We start from the raw sequence: 16,335 nt of genomic DNA, 5'->3' as shown, positions 1-16,335 counted from the left end.
CACCATGCGCCCCTAGGTTCCATGCCGCCCCCCACGCACGACCCCGTCGCCGACCGGTGGCGGGGCGGTACGGCACCTCTTGGAGTGAGAGTGGAACGTCGTAACCTCCTGCGTGCGGCCGTCCTCGGCGGCTCGGCCGCCGTGTTCGGCGGAACCCTGTGGCGCGGCGCCGCGTACGCCGCGCCCGCCCAGCCCGGCCCCGGCCCCTACGGGCCGCTGGGCTCCCCCGACGCCAACGGCATCAGACTCCCCAGCGGCTTCACCAGCCGCGTCATCGCCCGCTCCGGCCAGACGGTCTCCGGAACGTCGTACACCTGGCACAACGCCCCCGACGGCGGCGCCTGTTACGCCGACGGCACGGGCTGGATCTACGTCTCCAACTCCGAGATCAACCCCTCCGGCGGCGCGAGCGCGGTCAAGTTCTCGTCGACGGGCGCGATCACGGGCGCGTACCGGATCCTGTCCAACACCCGGCAGAACTGCGCGGGCGGCAAGACGCCGTGGAACACCTGGCTGTCCTGCGAGGAGGTGTCCCTCGGCTACGTCTACGAGACCGACCCCTGGGGCACCAACGCGGCGACCCGCCGGGACGCGATGGGCCGCTTCAAGCACGAGGCGGCCGCCGCCGACCCGGTGCGCAAGGTGATCTACCTGACCGAGGACGAGACGAACGGCCGCTTCTACCGCTTCGTCCCGACGACCTGGGGCAACCTGTCCTCCGGCACCCTCCAGGTCATGGTCGCGGGCAGCGGCACGAGCGGCTCCTTCACCTGGGCGAACGTCCCCGACCCGGACGGCTCCCCGACGGCCACCCGCTCCCAGGTCTCGGGCTCCAAGTCCTTCAACGGCGGCGAGGGCTGCCACTACGCCAACGACACGGTCTGGTTCACGACCAAGGGCGACAACCGCGTCTGGCAGCTCAACCTCACCAACAACACCTACGAGTTGGCGTACGACGACTCCCTCGTCAACGGCACGGCCCCCCTCACCGGCGTCGACAACATCACCGGCTCCTCCTCCGGCGACCTCTTCGTCGCCGAGGACGGCGGCAACATGGAGATCTGCGTGATCACCCCGGACGACGTCGTCGCGTCGTTCCTGCGGATCGACGGCCAGTCGAGCTCGGAGATCACCGGGCCGGCGTTCTCGCCGGACGGAAGGCGCCTGTACTTCTCGAGCCAGCGGGGGACGACGGGGAGCTCGTCGGGCGGCATCACCTATGAGGTGACGGGCCCCTTCCGCTCGTAACGGTCACGAAATAGACACACCTCCTCCACAACCGGTCACCGGGTCTTACGGTCATCCCCTCACGTATCACCAGTGGGGGGATGACATGACCAATCCGTACACCGCACCACCCATGCCGCAACCACCCTTCCGACCGGCCCCTGCATGGGCACGGAAGCGCTACGTACTCCCCGCCCTCGGGCTGGCCTTCTTCCTGGGCATCGGCGCGGGCGCCTCCGGAGAGGACTCCAAGACCTCCGACGCGAAGCCGACGGCGGCCTCACCGCGACCCACGGTCACCGTCACGGCCACCATGACGGCCCCGGCGGAGGAACCCGAACCGGCGCCGACGGTGACCGCCACGAAGACGGTCAAGGTCACCAGGACGGTCACGGCGACGCCCGCGGCCGGCGGGGGCGCCGCCTCCGACGACGACGGCGACTCCTCCGGCGGCGACGTCTACTACGCCAACTGCAGCGAGGCCCGCGCCGCCGGGGCCGCCCCCATCCACCGGGGCGAGCCCGGGTACGCCTCCCACCTGGACCGCGACAACGACGGGGTGGGCTGCGACAGTTGACGGGCGGACGGCTGCCCCGGTCCGAGGATCCGGGGCAGCCGTCTCGGTCTCACTGGATCGGGGAGTCGGGCGGCGGTAGCTGGACGATCCGCTCCAGATCGACGGATACGACGCCGTCGACCGCCTGAAGGGCCGGTATCCGGTCCCCGGCCACGGTGCCGGAGAGCGTGCCGAGCACCGGCTGCTCACCCGTGACCGTCAGGCCCGCCCGCCGCAGGGCGTCCGCCACTTCCGCGAACCGGTCGGGGTCGACCGCGAGGATGACCCCGACCGGCGCAGGCCGGGACGGCTCGGTCACGGGGCCTGGAGCAGGCCCGAGCCGACGTCACGGACGGGCTGCATCAGCGGGTACGCACCAGCCAGCAGCATGCCCTTGAGGTCGGCCGCGGAGGCCTGGGGGTTCGCCTCGGCGAGCAGCGCGAGGACACCCGCGACGTGCGGGGTGGCCATGCTGGTGCCGCTCTTGGGCGTGTACCCGCCACCAGGGGCGGCCGAGCGCACATGCCTGCCAGGGGCGGCGATGTTGATCTCGCCGCCCTCACCGTTGATGCCGCCGTTGGAGAAGTAGGGCGTCGTGAGGGCCTTGTCGAGCGCGGCCACCGCGAGGATGGAGGGACAGTTGGCGGGCCGGGCCACGGGCTGGATGTCCGAGGGCCGGTTGCTCTCGTTGCCCGCGGCGGCGACGATCACCGTCCCGCGCTCGAGCGCGCGCTTGGCCAGTTCCTCGTAGGTCTGCGGGAAGAGCTCGCCCGTCTGGACCGGCCAGCCGAGCGACATGGAGATCACCCGTGCGCCACGGGCGACGGCCCAGGCCATGCCCGCGAGGATCTGGCCGTCGGTGCCGAAGCCCGCGTTGTCGAGCACCTTCGCCGCGAGGATCCGGGCCTCGGGGGCCACGCCGTAGCGGGGGCCCTGCTGGGGGTTGGCCGGGCCGGCGGCGGTGCCGATGCAGTGCGTGCCGTGGCCATTGCCGTCCTCGACGGTCTCACCGGGGATGAAGGAGGCCTTCGCCTCGATGCGGCCTGCGAAGTCCGGGTGGTCGGTGTCCACACCGGTGTCGAGGACGGCGATCTTGACATCGCGTCCGGTCAGGCTCGACAGGTGGGCCCGGATGGCCTGCAGGCCCCAGGTCTGCTTCTGCTCGTCCCAGCCCGGGCCATGGGCAGCGGCGATCTCGGCCCTGGTGTGGCGGGCGACCACGTCCTCGTCGCTGCGGAAGGCCGGGAAGAACTCGGTCGGCGCCTGCGTCGGGGCGGTGATCGGGAACGCGCGCACCAGGCGCTCCGGCTCCGCCGCGATGATCGAGGGCTCCGCCTCGGCAGCGGTCACCAGCGCGTGGCGTTGCTCGGGCCGTACCTCGACGACGGCGGCGCCGAGGTCCTCGAAGAGTACCGAGACGTCAGGGCGCTCGAGGAGCTCGGCGACGTTCCCGGGCTCGGATCCCCGGACACGTTCGACGGACGCTATGCCGACGGAGGAACGCAGCGCGTTCAGCCCGCTCTCCTGATTGTTCGGGTCGAGCAGGACCACATACCGGCCGGTGTACTCGCTGCCGTGGCCCGGGACGTGGCCATTGGGGCGATCGGGCTGCCCGCCGAAGGCGTTCCTGTCCATGGGGTCGTTCGCCATTGAATTCCCGCTTTCTGTGTGCTTCCCCCCCCGTACGAGGACGCACGCCGATCGACAGCGCGGCAAGCGCCGAGGATGGTGGGCGTGATGCGGTGGTGGATCGACGTGTAACGCCGTGACCTGCAAGGACGTCCCTCACCGAGGCCTCGGCGTAACCCCCTCGAATACGGTCGCATCGGACATGGTGGTACGCAACAGAACTAAATGGGCCCATCGATGGCCGTGGGAGGCTCGTCGGGCGGGGGTCTGGACTCGCCACCGGAAGGAGCTCGTCATGCCCGGCTGGAACGCGCACGACATCCCCGACCAGAGCGGCCGCGTCGCCGTCGTCACCGGGGCCAACAGTGGGCTCGGGTACGTCACGGCGCGGGAGCTGGCGAGGAAGGGTGCCCGGGTGGTGCTCGCGTGCCGGAGTGAGGCGCGGGGTGCGGCGGCCGTCGAGCGGCTGGGCTCCGAAGTGCGGCAGGCGCAGGTCGAGTTGAGGCTGTTGGACCTCGGAGACCTCGGCTCCGTACGGGACTTCGCCGCGACGTTCCCGTACGAACGTCTCGACCTGCTCGTGAACAACGCCGGGGTGATGGCGTTGCCGTACGGCACGACGGTGGACGGCTTCGAGACGCAGTTCGGCGTCAACCACCTCGGGCACTTCGCGCTCACCGGTCTGCTGCTGCCCGCGCTGCTCGGGACGCCGGGCGCGCGGGTGGTGACCGTGTCCAGTCCGATGCACGCGGTGGCCAACATCGACATCGGTGAGCTGAACAGTGAGCGGCGGTACCGGCGTTGGATCGCCTACGCCCGGTCCAAGACCGCCAACCTGCTCTTCACACACGAGCTCGCACGCAGGCTGGCGGCCCGGGGCTCGGGGGTGGTGGCCGCCGCGGCGCACCCCGGGTACGCGGCCACCAACCTGCAGACGGCGGGGCCGCGCATGTCGGGTCGCCGGGTCGGTGAGTGGTTCATGCGGGTCGGCAACCGCGTCTTCGCCCAGTCCGCCGAGGCCGGCGCCCTGCCCATCCTGTACGCCGCCACCGCCCCCGGCGTCCGTCCCGACTCCTTCACCGGCCCGTCCTTCGCCGGCTGGCGCGGCTCACCCGCCCCGTCCTGGCGGGCACCGTGGACGATCGACGACCGGGCGGGCGAGCGCCTTTGGGAGGAGTCGGAGCGGCTGACCGGGGTGACGTACGACCTGCTCAAGGCGTGAGCGGCGGGTGTGCGCTCAGGCCGTCGCCCCGCTGTCCACCACCAGGTCGGTGCCCACCACCGACGTGGCGTCGTCCGAGGCCAGGTAGAGCACCGCCGCGGCCACCTCCTGCGTGGTCGAGATACGGCCGAGGGGCAGGGTGGCCCGGGCGCGTTCGGCGCGGTCCGCGTCCTGCTCGCCCGGGCGCAGGGACATCGGTGTGTCCACGGCGCCGGGGCTGACGGCGTTGATGCGGATGCCGTCGCCGATGTGGTCGAGGGCGGCGCCCCTGGTGAGGACGGAGACGGCGGCCTTGGTGGCGGCGTAGGCGGCGGCGCCGGGGTGGCGGGCGTGGACGCCGAAGGTGGAGGCGATGTTGACGATCGCTCCGCCGGCCGGCTGGGTGCGCATCTGCCGGATCTCGGCCTGGAGGGCCAGGAAGACGCCCGTGACGTTGATGGCGAGCTGGGTGTGCCAGTCCTCCTCGGGGAGGTCGGCCAGCGGCGCGCCGCCGCGGAAGACGCCCGCGTTGTTCACGGCCACGTCCAAGGAGCCGAAGTGGTCGACCGTCGCGTCCACGGCCGCCTGGACGTCGGCCGCCGCGGAGACGTCCGCCGTGACCGCCAGAGCCTTCCCTCCGGCCGCCTCGATCAGCGTCACCGTCTCGTCCAGCGCGTTCCGCCTGCGGCCGGCCACGACGACGTTCGCGCCCTCGGCGGCGAGCGCGAGCGCGATGGTCCGGCCGATGCCGGAGCCGGCGCCGGTGACGAGGGCGGTCCTGGCGGTGAAGCGGGTGCGTGTGGTGGCGGTGGTCATGATCTCCCCTTTTCTTGACCGATCGGTTCATTATGAAGGCCTGAAAAAAGCCCCTCGAAACGAAGGGCGGCGTTTCAGTCGAGCAGCGCCAATGCCTGTTCCGCCGCGTCCCGCACCCGTGCCGGGTCCGGCGACGCCTTGCCCACGACCCGGAGGCCCTGCAGCAGCACCAGCAGCATGCGGGCGAGGGTGAGCGGGTCGCGGTCGGCGGGCAGTTCGCCCTGGGCCTGGGCGCGGACCAGTGCCGAGTGCAGCACGGTCTCCAGCTGGTCCCAGTTGCGCTCCACCTGCCGTGCGGCGGCCGGGTCGTGCGGGGCGAGTTCCGCCGCCGTGTTGGTGACCAGGCAGCCGTTGAGGCGCAGTCGGTCGTCGGCGGCCTCGGTCGCGTACCGCCGGACGACGGATCGTACGGCCGGCAGCGCGGGCCCCGGCTGGGACAGCTCCCGCACGATCGGCGGGAGCCCGGCCCGGTCGTAGCGCTCCAGCGCCTTCAGGTACAGCTCGTGCTTGCTGCCGAAGGTCGCATAGAGGCTCGCGCGTCCGATGCCGAGGTGCTCGACGAGGTCGGACATCGACGTCGCCTCGTAGCCGCGCCGCCAGAACAGCTCAAGGGCTGCCTGGAGCGCGGCCTCGGGATCGAACTCCTTGGTCCTGGCCACGCGGGCCAGCCTAGGTTCGATCAGAACGATCGGTCAAGAAAGTTCGGTGCTACGACGCCCGTACCTCGTACGTCGCGATCCGCACCGCCTCATCGTCCAGGCACTGCCCGGTCTCCAGGTCGAACCGCTGCTTCAGCAGCGGCGAGGCCACGAACGGGCGGCCCTGGTGCGTGCCGGTCAGGCCGCGGGAGAGGACCGCCGCCCCGCTGAACGGGTCGCGGTTGTCGATGGCGTACAGCTGTCCGGCGCGGTCGCGGAACAGGGCCACCTGGTCGCCGTTCGGCAGCAGGGCCGCCACACCGCGGCCGGGGAGCAGCCGGGTCAGATCGCAGACCGTCAACCAGTCCTCGTCCAGGCGTACTTGGACCTTCAGGTCGGTTGTCTCGGGTGCCAGGGTCATCGCTGGGCGCTTCCTTCCAGGGGACGGTGGCCGATGGTCAGCAGCGGCAGGTCGGGCTTGATCTGGTCGCGCTCGGGGACGAAGCCGACGACCGGGTCGGGCGTGTCGGGGGCGTTGATGAAGGAGACGAAGCGGGCCAGCTTCTCGGGGTCGTTGATGGTCTCCGCCCACTCGTCGCGGTAGTTCGCGACATGGGCCGCCATCAGCGACTCCAGCTCCTCGCAGATGCCGAGGGAGTCCTCGACGACCACGTCGCGCACGTGGTCCAGGCCGCCGGGGATCCGCTCCAGCCAGGTCGACGTGCGCTCCAGGCGGTCCGCCGTACGGATGTAGAACATCAGGAAGCGGTCGATCAGGCGGATCAGCTCGGCGTCGGACAGGTCCTGCGCGAGCAGGTCCGCGTGGCGCGGGGTCGCGCCGCCGTTGCCGCCTACGTACAAGTTCCAGCCGTTGGCGGTGGCGATGACGCCGAAGTCCTTCGACTGGGCCTCCGCGCACTCGCGCTGGCAGCCGGACACCGCCGACTTCAGCTTGTGCGGGGAGCGCAGGCCGCGGTAGCGCAGCTCCAGGTCGATCGCCATGCGGACGGAGTCCTGCACGCCGTAGCGGCACCAGGTGGAGCCCACACAGGACTTCACCGTGCGCAGCGCCTTGCCGTAGGCGTGCCCGGACTCGAAGCCCGCGTCCACCAACCGGGCCCAGATCAGCGGCAGTTGCTCGACGCGCGCACCGAAGAGGTCGATGCGCTGTCCACCCGTGATCTTCGTGTAGAGGCCGAAGTCGCGGGCGACCTCGCCGATCACGATGAGCTTCTCGGGGGTGATCTCGCCGCCGGGGATGCGCGGCACGATCGAGTACGAGCCGTTCTTCTGGATGTTGGCGAGGAAGTGGTCGTTGGAGTCCTGCAGGGCCGCCTGCTCACCGTCCAGGACGTAGCCGCTCGCGCCGATCGTCGGGGCGAGGGAGGCGATGATCGAGCCGACCGCCGGCTTGCAGATCTCGCAGCCGTCGGTGCCGCGGGCGTTCTCCCGGCCGTAGCGGTCGAGCAGGTCCTGGTAGGTGTTGATGCGCAGGGCGAGGACAATCTCGTACAGCTCCTCGCGGGTCTGCGAGAAGCAGCCGCACAGGCCCTTGTCGACCTCGACGCCGGACGCCTCCAGCTCGGCGTTGACCAGCTGGCCGAGCACCTTGACGCAGCTGCCGCAGGTCGTACCGGCCTTGGTGCACTTCTTCACCTCGGGCACGGTGGTGCACTGATGGTCGGTGACCGCGCCGCGGATCGTGCCCTTGGTGACGTTGTTGCAGGAGCAGATGATCGCGTCGTCCGGCAGCGCGGTCGGGCCGAGCTGGGCCGACTCCCCGGCGCCGGCGGGCAGCACCAGCGACTCGGGCGAGACCGGCGGGACCGAGCCGGTGAAGGCCTTCAGCGTGCCGTACGCCTCCGCGTCGCCGACCAGGATGCCGCCGAGCAGCGTGCCGTCGCGGCCGATGACCAGCTTCTTGTACAGGCCCGCACGGGAGTCGGAGTAGACGACGTCCAGGCAGTCCTCGGTGGTGCCGTGCGCGTCACCGAAGGACGCCACGTCCACGCCGAGCAGCTTCAGCTTGGTGGACAGGTCGGCGCCGGTGAAGGCGGCCTCCTCGTCGGCGGCGATGGTCGCCGCGGCCGTCTCGGCCTGCTCGTAACCGGGGGCCACCAGGCCGTACACCCGGCCGTCCGCCGCAAGCGCGCACTCGCCGATCGCGAACACGTGCGGGTCGGAGACCGTACGGCACTGCTCGTCGACCGTGATGCCGCCGCGCTCGCCGACCGTCAGGCCGCAGTCGCGGGCCAGCTGGTCGCGGGGGCGGACACCGGCGGAGAAGATCACCATGTCGGTGGCGAGCTCGGAACCGTCGGACAGCTTCATACCGGTGACGACACCGTCGGCGTCCGTCACGATCTCCTGCGTGCCCACACCGGTGTGGACCGTCAGGCCCATGTTCTCGATGGTGCGCAGCAGCGCGGCGCCGCCGCCCTCGTCGACCTGCACCGGCATCAGCCGCGGCGCGAACTCCACGATGTGCGACTCGACGCCCAGGCCCTTCAGAGCACCCGCGGCTTCCAGGCCGAGCAGACCACCGCCGACCACGGCACCGGTCGTGGCCTTCGTCTTCGCGTACTCCTCGATCGCGAGCAGGTCCTCGATCGTGCGGTAGACGAAACAGCCGGTGGCGTCCTTGTTCGGGACCGGCGGCACGAAGGGGTACGAGCCGGTGGCGAGGACGAGGGTGTCGTAGTCGAAGACCTCGCCGGACTTGGCGGTGACCTTCTTCGCCTCGCGGTCGACGGAGACCGCCGGGTCACCGATGTACAACTCGATGCCGTGGTCCTTGATGAACTCCATGTCGGTCATCGACAGGTCCTCGGGCGTCTTGCCCGAGAAGTACGAGGTGAGCGCCACGCGGTCGTACGCGGGACGCGGCTCCTCACAGAGCACGACCACGCGGTGCGTGGCGGTCAGGCCGCGCGCGGCGAGCGCTTCGAGGAAGCGCTGGCCGACCATGCCATGGCCGACGAGCACGATCGTGGGGGTGTCCGCGGACATCAGGAGCCTCCATCGTTGGTGAGCAGGTGGAGCAGAGGGCCGTCGTCGGGGAGCGGCTCTGCTCCCTCCCAGGCGCGGGCGAGCGCGCCGACGGTGCCGAGTTCGCCGACGAGAACCCCGCCGACCAGGCGGTCGTCGCGGACGACGACCTTGCGGTACGTGCCGCGGGTGGCGTCGGCGAGCTGCACGACGTCGTCGCCGGGCCGGGCCTCCGTCTCGCCGAACGCGGCGAGGTCGAAGGAGCCGAGGGGCGATTCCGGCCCGGTGAGGGTGAGCCGGGTCAGGGAACGGGTGCCGGTGTAGCGGGCGCCCGTGTTCCCGGCCAGCAGCTCGGCCAGCGCATCGGCCTGTTCGAGCGCCGGAGCGGCCAGCCCGTACACCGTGCCGTCGTGCTGGGCGCAGTCGCCGATGGCCCGGATGTGCGGGTCGGACGTACGGAGCTCGTCGTCGACGACGATCCCCTTGCCCACGTCCAGCCCCGCCGCCTGCGCGAGGCCCGCACGCGGGTGGACCCCGCAGGCCAGGACGACGAGGTCGGCGTCGAGCGCGTATCCGTCGGCCATCTCCACCGAGCGGACCGCGCCGCCGACGCAGCGCACGTCGCGTACCCGGCACTCGGTGTGGATCTCGACGCCGAGATCGGTGAGGTGACGCTTGACCAGTTTCGAGGCGGCCGGGTCGAGCTGGCGCTCCATCAGCCGCTCGGACTGCTGGGCGAGCACGACCTGCGCGCCGCGCAGCGCGAGCGCGCGGGCCGCGGAGACCCCGAGGAGCCCGCCGCCGATCACGACGGCCCGCACACCCGGCCGGACCGCCTTGGACAGGCCCAGGCAGTCGTCCATCGTCCGGAAGGCGTGGACGCCCTCCGGCAGCACATGGTCCGGGGTGAACAGGCCGCGCAGCGGCGGGAGCACCGGGTTGGAGCCGGTGGCCAGGACGAGGGTGTCGTATGCGATCTCCGTGCCGTCCGCGAGATGTACGGCTCGCATCTCGCGGTCGATGCCGGTGACCCGGCCACGCGTCAGCTCCGCGGGCGCCGGGAGGGCGATCACATCGGGGCTGTAGCGGCCGGCCAGCACCTCGGCGAGCAGCACCCGGTTGTACGGGCGGTGCTCCTCGTCGCCGACGAGCGTCACGGGCACGCCGAGCTCGCCGAGCCGCCGGGCGAGTCGTACGCCCGCGAGGCCGGCGCCGATCACCACCACACGCGTATTCGAGGTCATGCCTAGGAGCGTGCGGGGTGGGTGTTACCCGACCGCATCACATCTGTTTCCCGCGAGGAACGCTGCCCTCAGCAGGGGCCGGGAGTCGGTGTGAGGGTTCGGAGGGGGCAGCGGGGGCGGGCTGTGAGGTCGGTCCCGGACGGGCGGGGTGGGGCGGCCCGACCTCGGGGTTCCGTGCAGCGGCCATCGTCTACGACCGGGGTGACGGGCGGTGATCTCTTTTCTCGGCGTGACCTGCGCGACTCGGTACGAGCTGTGCCTCGCCGTACCTTCAGCGGCTGCCCGTGAGGTGCGCGAAGACGACGACATTGCCCTGATACCCGGTCGTCCGTGAGTACCCGCCGCCGCAGGTGATCACCCGCAGCTCGGGGCGCGGAGCCGGGCCGTACACCTTCTCGTCGGGGAAGGCCTTCGCGTCGTACACCTCGACGGCGTCGACCGAGAAGAGCGCCGTCCCGCCGTCCCGTCGGTCCACCTCGATCGTGCTGCCCTTCTTCAGGGCGCCGAGGCGGTAGAAGACGGCGGGCCCGTCGGCGTTGTCGACATGCCCGGCGACGATCGCGGTGCCCGACTCACCGGGCGTGGTGCCCGCCTCGTACCAGCCGGCGAGGTTCTTCCGCTCGGCGGGCGGGACGTCGAGGCTGCCCGTCTTCGTCAGGCCCAGGCCCATGAGGGGCGCGTCGACGCGGATCGAGGGGATGCGGATGCGGTCGGGAGGGGAGGGCGGGAGCGCGGGGGTGAGGGAGCGGGGGGAGTGGGGAGTGCGCGGGGGGTGAGGAGAGCTCGGGGCGGCGGGCGAACCGCTCGGCTTTCCGGCCCGGCCCGCCTGCGCGGCCGACGGCTGCGGTGGGGCGTGGGTCTCGGCGCCGTTGCTCAGCAGCCAGGCGCCGGAGCAGAGGGCGAGGACGGTGACGGCGGCTATGACGGCGTTGCCGACGCCGCGGTGACTGCGCACGGGAGCCTCCTGGGACTCTCCTCGGCCGCCCGGTCCCCCTCCGGGCCGCGAGGGGCGTCGGACCCGGAGGGGGAGGGGACGTGCGGTACCGGTGGACGGACAGCGGAGGGTGTCCGTCAGATCCCGTCGCCTCTCGCCCGGCGATGCAGGAGCCAGGTACCGCCCGCGGCGGCGACGGCGAGAGCCGCCACGCCGGCCGCGGTCTGCACGGGGTCACCGCCGCCAAGAGCGCCGCCGACCCCCGTCTTCACACTTCCTCTCGGATGCACCTGTTCGCGCGGGGCGGTCAGCGTGACCACTAGGTCCCCGCTCACCCGCCGACCGCCCTCGGCGCAGGTCGCGACGATCTCGTACGTCCCCGGCTGCGCGCTCGGCGGCACCCGGAACCGCCCGGTCGCGTCCTGCTCGTCGCCGGCCGGCGCCAGCGTGAAATCGCCGGCGCCCACGGCGCTCGCGTCGCCCGCCGCCGTACCGCCGTCCTTGCAGGCGGCCGTGTGCACCGTCACGTCCCCGCCCGGCACGACCGAGGACGGGGACACCTCCAGGTCACCACCACCGTCGCCGCCGTACGCGGGCGTGACGACGAGTCCGGCGGCGCCGACGGCCAGCGCGGTCCCGGTCAGCAGACGGGCGGTACGTCGCATCGATGCTCCTCCGCACTCGACGGGCCACGGCCCGCGACACCCCCATGTGCCGCCGCCTCGGTCGTGCCCCTGCCCTTCCGAGGTAAGGGGCAGAGGGGCCGGGGCGCTTCCTGAGAGAGCGTCAAAAATGGGGTGAACGGGTGGCAGGAAGGCGGGGCGGGGTCGCTGATGCGGTGGTGTTTCAGCAGGTCATGGCCGGGTGCGCGGCATGGTGTGGAGGAGAACCCGATGGGCGGAGGGGCAGGGGTGTGAACGGGTGACCGTCAGGGTGAGCCTCAAGCCGCGGGTCGCAGCCTCCCCGCATTCTCAGGTGGCGTGGAGGACCCGGAAGCGGTCGGGTTGTGCCGGATCCCGATCCACGACTTGGATCGGCGCGCCGGCCCATTGCCACACGCTGATGCCGGGGGTGCGGGAGAACCGGATCTGCCCGCGGGTTCCTTCGACGGCAACGTGCGGCCAGGATGCGGCGATGCGCGCCCGGTCCGAGCCGTGGGAACGCAGCATGTCGGCGAGGATCGCGACCGTGTCGTAGCCCTCGAACGCGACGAACGAGGGCACTTCGGGCAGCCGCTCAAGGAGGGCCTTCTCGACTCGTTCACCGAGGGGGCTGAGACGCTCGGGCAGGTAGCGCAGGAACGGGACCGCGGCACTGTCGTCGCCCAGCGACGCCGACCATTCGGCGAACTCCGGTTGCCCGGCCGGAGCACCGATCATGATCTCGGCGAGGCGCTGGTCGTGGCGGACGGACCTGACGATCGACACGGCCGGCTCCGGGAAGCCGACCAGCAGAAGGAGGGCTGTCGCACGGCTGTCGGCGAGTGCGTCGCACACGGCCGTGGGGGCGAGTGCGCGCGCATCGAGTTCGATGACGGTGCCGCCGCGTGGAGCGAGGCGGTCCCGAAGGATGCGGACCCCTGACGCCCAGTACACGCTCGGTTCGGTTGCGACGGCGATTCGCGTGTGGCCCGCGCCGAGGAGGAAGTCCGCGTAGAGCTGCCAGCCATGCGACTGCGGCGGGGAAAGGCGCGCGACCCATTCCGTCGGCTCCTCGGTGAGCGCGTCGAGAACCGCCGACGAGCACAGGAACGGCACGCCGAGCGCGTCGGCCCTGGTGGTGGCGGCGCGAGCGACCACGCTGTGATACTCCCCGGCCAAGGCGGCCACGCCCAGGCGAGCCAGTTCGTCCACGGCCGCCGTGGCCCTCTGTGGATCGGCGGCAGTGTCCCGGACCACCACCTCGAGCGGCCTTCCGCCGATCCCGCCGCCGTCATTGACTTCGCCGACGGCCAGTTCGAGGCCGGCGAGCAGGTGCCGGCCGGCCTGGACCCAGCCGGGACGGGTCAGCGGAGCGAGAACACCGATCCGGATGGCTGATCTGTCCGTCATCGCCCGCCGCCTCCACACTCCGCCAGCACTTCGCCCACAGCCCGCCGCCCCACCGCCGCCAGCACCGGATTCGTCCCGTTCCCGCAGGTGTCGCCGTAGTAGTGCTCCGCCATCAAGCCGAAGCACAGCGCCCACCCCCGCCCCCGCGCCCACGTCGCATCGTCTACGTCGGCCGCCGCGCGGAACACCTCGCGGGTCTCGGCGTCGAAGACCGTCCATGCCGCGATGGTGTCGGCGGCCGGGTCCCCGACTCCGAGGCCGCCGAAGTCGATGACGGCGGTGAGGCGGCCGGAGGAGGTCAGCAGGTTGCCGGGGAGGAGGTCGCCGTGGAGCCAGACGGGGGCCGCGTCCCACTGGGGGAGGCGGAGAGTGTCCTCCCAGGTCGCTGTCGCCGCCGTGGCGTCCAGCGTTCCGGCGGTGCTCAGGTCCTGGATCGCGGTGCGGAGGTACGCGTCGTGCTTGCGCACCGGGTCGCCGCGCCAGGACGGCGGACCGCCTACCGCGTCCACCTTCCGCAGCGCCGCCACGAAGCGGCCCAACTCCTCGGCGGCGTCCCGTAGTTCGGTGAGCGGCGCTTCGTAGGCGTTCTCGCCCTCCAGCCAGTGGTACACGCCCCAGGGGAGTTCATAGCCGACGGCCGGTTCGCCCTTCGCGATCGGTGTCGGGACGGTGAGGGGGAGGTGCGGGGCCAGGCGCGGCAGCCAGCGGTGTTCCTTGTCGATCTGGCGGGCCCCGCCGGGGACCCGCGGCAGCCGTACGACCATGTCGGCGCCCAGCCGGTACATGGCGTTGTCCGTGCCGGCGGAGGCGACTCGGGTCACCGGCAGCTCGGCCCACTGCGGGAACTGCTCCGCGACCAGCCGGGCGACCAGCGTCTCGTCGATGTCCAGTTCGTCGGCGTGCATCTTGCGTGTCTTCGTGGGCGACGGCATACGGCTCCGTGGTGGCTCGGGGCGGGCGGTTGCGTGGCCGCACGGTCAGGCGGGGCGGGCAGCCGGCTCGGACAGGAGGCGCGGAGCGTATCCGGACCCGTACTGCCGCTGCCACCGCTTTTACGCCCCGAGGCCCCACCCCCGCAGGGCAGTTCAGTCAGCCGCCGGCAAAGTACAGCTCTTCCATCGTGAGCGTGGCGAACTCGGTGTGCTGCACGCGGAAAGCCGTGGTCCGGAGCTGCTCCCAGCACCAGGGGTCGGCCTCGCCCAGGGCCAGCGCGGCGAAGCCGGCCCATTCGACGTCGGCGGGGTCCTCCTCGTCCAGGCCGAGGTCTTTGAGCGTCCGGGCGGGGATGCCGAGGGCGGAGGCGATGGCGTCCGGGTCGCCGGTCACCTCGAACGGCACGTCACCGGGCCAGCCGGAGGCGTGGAACATGGCCCCGTCCGGCAGCCAGACGATGTCCTCGGTGTGGTCCGCCCCGCCGTGGAAGTGAACGCGGCCGACGATACGGGCGTCCGGGTAGCGCTCGCGCAGCCTGCCGGCCTCGGTCAGGAGCGGGGTGTCGTTGCCGTTGTCGGCCAGGGCCGGGTCACTGAAACCGAGGGCGTGCCCCCATGCGGCGGCCTGGACGATGTCCAGGTCGGTCCGGGTTTCCGGGTACGGCACGTCCAGGGCCGACCGGGACCCGATCTCTTCCAGGACCTCCTCCACGGTTCCGAACGACGCGGCGAACTCCGCGGCCCGAGCGGGGTCGTTGGCGGGCAGTGCGCGAGCTTCCACGCCGAACGGTGGGAGGAGGACGGTGATGTTGCAGTGGCCCAGGGAACCACGCACCATGCGGTCGGGCGGGAGGGTCCAGAAACTGTCGCCGGTCATGCGGGTCACCGTAGCCAGCCGGGATCGGCCCCGGCGGGCTTGGCCGATAAACGCTCAGGTGGCTTGAGCCGTCCGCGCGGCAGTCTCACAGCTACCGCACAGGTGAGCGCTTGCTGTGGCCTGTGAGGTGCGTAGCGTCGGCCGTGATCTGTGTGGCTTTTTCTTGCCATCCTTGCTTCGCACTCTTGTGCGACCCATTCGCGCTCCGCCTACAGTGACCCCGCGCCCGGCGGAGCGGAGCCGACCACTCTGCGGACCGCCGGTGAAGCGCGCGATCCACAGTGGGGGAACGGGGGGTCCAGTGCGTCCCATCGGCGCGGCGTCGGCATGAGGAATGAGCGGCGCCCAGTTCTGATTCCGTGACTGCGGTCCCGTCGACGGAAGTTCACCAGTGCGTGTCCTGAAGGGCGCGCCTTCACGTTCGGCCCGTCATGACGCATATCGCCGTACGGGCACTCTCTCCGTTCTCCCGACCCACCGGATCGGAAATGTACGCGCTCGCGCCATAACCCCCGAAAAAGGAGAGCTGTTGAGATTCCGCAGACGAGTGCGAGCGCCGCTCGCCGTGCTGGCGTCCGGAGTTGTGCTTGCGGGACTGGTGCCGGCCGTGGCCTGGGCCGATGAGCCGGCACCCGCGAGCAGTACGGCCGAGGCGCAGCCGAAAGCCGCCCCCGACGCCGTCCCGCCGGCCAGGCGTGCCGCGGTCCTGGGCAAGGAGTGGCGGGAGTCGGGTGACCTGGCGTGGACCACGTCGGGTGACGCGGAGGGCTTCCACCTCCTCACCGCGCACAAGAAGGACGGCTACACCTGGCGCAGTACGGCGACGCTGTCCGAGCCGGGTCTGGAAGCGGACGCCTGGATAGGCAACGTGTGTGTGACCGGCTCGGGCAAGCGGGCCGTCGTGGTCTACGCGCCGCGTACGTTCACCAACAAGCCGCAGCTGATGGCCCGGGGCGCCTTCACCGCGATCGTCGACCTGACGTCGGGCCGGGTGACGAAGCTGAAACTCAAGGCGTCGCTGTCGTACTACAACCCGGGCTGCGGCACGGGGGAGACGGCCGTCCTGACCCAGTCCGGCGGCGAGGACCTGCCCGGCGAAACACGTCGACGGGCAAGCTGGGCAAGCCGGTTGAGCTGAAGGGGCAGATCACCTCGGCCGTCCCGGTCGCGGGCGGCTCCATCGCCGCGGCCTCCGGCGCCGAAGTCGTCCGCATCGACTCCGCGGGCGCCCGCAAGGCCGTC

General features: G+C 71.7%; 16 protein-coding genes. 4 read left to right on the top strand and 12 right to left on the bottom strand.

Annotation, left to right across the window (positions count from 1 at the left end):
- The first annotated feature begins 90 nt into the window (after positions 1-90).
- On the top strand, positions 91-1,248 hold the full coding sequence (locus ACQEV2_RS13500) for an alkaline phosphatase PhoX (RefSeq protein WP_433039748.1): 1,158 nt from the start codon (positions 91-93) through the stop codon (positions 1,246-1,248).
- An 85-nt stretch (positions 1,249-1,333) separates the two neighbouring features.
- Positions 1,334-1,804: an excalibur calcium-binding domain-containing protein gene (locus ACQEV2_RS13495; protein WP_433039746.1), complete on the top strand. Its 471-nt coding sequence runs from the start codon at positions 1,334-1,336 to the stop codon at positions 1,802-1,804.
- 49 nt (positions 1,805-1,853) lie between these two features.
- Here the strand turns inward: ACQEV2_RS13495 and ACQEV2_RS13490 are convergent, their stop codons facing one another.
- Together ACQEV2_RS13490 and ACQEV2_RS13485 are read right to left on the bottom strand one after the other, a co-directional pair.
- Positions 1,854-2,102, bottom strand: a complete 249-nt coding sequence (locus ACQEV2_RS13490; RefSeq protein ID WP_433039744.1) for a hypothetical protein — start codon at positions 2,100-2,102, stop codon at positions 1,854-1,856.
- Positions 2,099-3,433: a S8 family peptidase gene (locus ACQEV2_RS13485; RefSeq protein ID WP_433039742.1), complete on the bottom strand. Its 1,335-nt coding sequence runs from the start codon at positions 3,431-3,433 to the stop codon at positions 2,099-2,101. Before ACQEV2_RS13485 ends, ACQEV2_RS13490 begins: the two co-directional genes overlap by 4 nt.
- 274 nt (positions 3,434-3,707) lie before the next feature.
- Between ACQEV2_RS13485 and ACQEV2_RS13480 the strand changes: the two genes are divergently transcribed.
- On the top strand, positions 3,708-4,634 hold the full coding sequence (locus ACQEV2_RS13480; protein WP_433039740.1) for an oxidoreductase: 927 nt from the start codon (positions 3,708-3,710) through the stop codon (positions 4,632-4,634).
- Between the two features lie 15 nt (positions 4,635-4,649).
- On the opposite strand, the gene ACQEV2_RS13475 is transcribed toward ACQEV2_RS13480, so the two are convergent.
- The 10 genes from ACQEV2_RS13475 to ACQEV2_RS13430 form a co-directional block, all read right to left on the bottom strand.
- Positions 4,650-5,429, bottom strand: a complete 780-nt coding sequence (locus tag ACQEV2_RS13475; protein WP_433039738.1) for an SDR family NAD(P)-dependent oxidoreductase — start codon at positions 5,427-5,429, stop codon at positions 4,650-4,652.
- A 74-nt stretch (positions 5,430-5,503) separates the two neighbouring features.
- Positions 5,504-6,088, bottom strand: a complete 585-nt coding sequence (locus tag ACQEV2_RS13470) for a TetR/AcrR family transcriptional regulator (protein WP_433039736.1) — start codon at positions 6,086-6,088, stop codon at positions 5,504-5,506.
- Positions 6,089-6,137: 49 nt separating this feature from the next.
- Complete coding sequence (gene nirD / locus ACQEV2_RS13465) at positions 6,138-6,488, bottom strand: nitrite reductase small subunit NirD (RefSeq protein WP_433039734.1); 351 nt, start codon at positions 6,486-6,488, stop codon at positions 6,138-6,140.
- Positions 6,485-9,076, bottom strand: coding sequence for a nitrite reductase large subunit NirB (gene nirB / locus ACQEV2_RS13460; protein WP_433039732.1), 2,592 nt, complete (start codon positions 9,074-9,076; stop codon positions 6,485-6,487). Before nirB ends, nirD begins: the two co-directional genes overlap by 4 nt.
- Entirely contained in the window at positions 9,076-10,299 is a 1,224-nt protein-coding gene (locus tag ACQEV2_RS13455) for an NAD(P)/FAD-dependent oxidoreductase (protein ID WP_433039730.1), read from the bottom strand. The genes nirB and ACQEV2_RS13455 overlap by 1 nt, the downstream gene beginning before the upstream one ends.
- Before the next feature lie 271 nt (positions 10,300-10,570).
- Positions 10,571-11,254 (bottom strand): class F sortase, encoded by a 684-nt coding sequence (locus tag ACQEV2_RS13450; RefSeq protein WP_433039728.1) that lies wholly within the window; start codon positions 11,252-11,254, stop codon positions 10,571-10,573.
- Between the two features lie 116 nt (positions 11,255-11,370).
- The gene (locus tag ACQEV2_RS13445; RefSeq protein ID WP_433039726.1) at positions 11,371-11,898 is read right to left on the bottom strand and encodes a hypothetical protein; all 528 of its coding nucleotides are present in this window, start codon (positions 11,896-11,898) and stop codon (positions 11,371-11,373) included.
- Positions 11,899-12,204: 306 nt separating this feature from the next.
- Positions 12,205-13,284, bottom strand: a complete 1,080-nt coding sequence (locus ACQEV2_RS13440; protein ID WP_433039724.1) for an ABC transporter substrate-binding protein — start codon at positions 13,282-13,284, stop codon at positions 12,205-12,207.
- Positions 13,281-14,216, bottom strand: coding sequence for an aminoglycoside phosphotransferase family protein (locus ACQEV2_RS13435; protein WP_433039722.1), 936 nt, complete (start codon positions 14,214-14,216; stop codon positions 13,281-13,283). The genes ACQEV2_RS13440 and ACQEV2_RS13435 overlap by 4 nt, the downstream gene beginning before the upstream one ends.
- Before the next feature lie 157 nt (positions 14,217-14,373).
- A complete protein-coding gene (locus tag ACQEV2_RS13430; RefSeq protein ID WP_433039720.1) occupies positions 14,374-15,093 on the bottom strand; it encodes a DUF6333 family protein in 720 nt (239 codons plus the stop codon).
- Between the two features lie 529 nt (positions 15,094-15,622).
- Between ACQEV2_RS13430 and ACQEV2_RS13425 the strand changes: the two genes are divergently transcribed.
- On the top strand, positions 15,623-16,231 hold the full coding sequence (locus ACQEV2_RS13425) for a hypothetical protein (protein ID WP_433039718.1): 609 nt from the start codon (positions 15,623-15,625) through the stop codon (positions 16,229-16,231).
- Positions 16,232-16,335 lie beyond the last annotated feature (104 nt).

This window comes from Streptomyces sp. CA-251387, assembly GCF_050936625.1.
Lineage (GTDB): Bacteria > Actinomycetota > Actinomycetes > Streptomycetales > Streptomycetaceae > Streptomyces.
The sequence above is the reverse complement of the archived record's forward strand: the minus strand, read 5'-3'. Positions and strand labels throughout refer to the sequence as shown.